This is a genomic window from Micromonospora sp. MP36 (assembly GCF_008119785.1).
Taxonomy (GTDB): Bacteria; Actinomycetota; Actinomycetes; order Mycobacteriales; family Micromonosporaceae; genus Micromonospora.
The window spans coordinates 1-872 of record NZ_VSFA01000282.1; the positions used below are offsets into that span (position 1 = coordinate 1).

Below are 872 nucleotides of genomic sequence, written 5' to 3' on the forward strand. Positions count from 1 at the left end.
GCGTTGTTCGTAGCTAGTGTGAGAGGCCGCCCACGAGGGCGCGGTCGCGACCACAGGAGATGCCGACCGATGCAGCACCCACTGGCCAAGATCCACCGCATGTTCGAGCTCGTCGAGCCGATCGCTACCGTCACCTTCTCCGAGGTGCCGAACGAGGCGTTCCTGGCCTTGGGTATGCGCAACTACTGGGACGGGTACTTCGCGGGCCGGGCCGCGCCGCTGGGCCTGGCGCCGGCCGAGGTGGTGCACGCGGTCTTCTACAACTTCGCCGACGGCGAGGTGGCGCGCCATATCCCGTGGGTGTGGGGGAAGATCACCCCGCAGGAGGCGATCACGGTGCGCGAGCGGGGCAGCGCCGCAGCGCTGCGGCAGAGGATCGGGCAGCTCGCCGACTCCCCCGCTCTGGTGCGGGCCGCCGGCCTGGCCACCCGGGCAGCGGTCAGCGCGCCGACCGAGGGCCGCGCGCTGTACGCAGGACTCCGGGCGCTCGACGTGCCCGAGGAGCCGGTGGCCAGGCTCTGGCACGCGGCGACGCTGCTGCGGGAGCACCGCGGAGACGGCCACAACGCCGCCCTCCTCGCCCACGGCATCGGCGGCACCGAGGCCCACGTCCTGCTCGCCCTCTCCCTCGGCATGAGGGCGGAGGAGTTCGGCCGGACCCACCACCTGCCCAAGGCACAGCTCGCCGCTGTCGTCGACGGGTTACGCCGCCGCGGCCTCGTGAACGCCGCCGACGGGTTCACCGACGCCGGCCGCCAGACCAAGGAACGAATCGAGGCCCTCACCGACGAGCTGGCGGCGCCGGCGTATGACGTGCTCACCGCCGACGAGCTCGACGAGCTGATCGCGGGGCTCGAGCCGATCGCCGCCGC

The 872-nt window shown here is 72.8% G+C and carries 1 protein-coding gene; it reads left to right on the top strand.

Translation table 11 applies throughout. The features are described 5' to 3' along the window. Positions 1-69: 69 nt before the first annotated feature. Positions 70-872, top strand: an 803-nt coding sequence (locus tag FXF52_RS41170; RefSeq protein WP_148805055.1) for a MarR family winged helix-turn-helix transcriptional regulator, incomplete at its 3' end; no start/stop codon positions are given.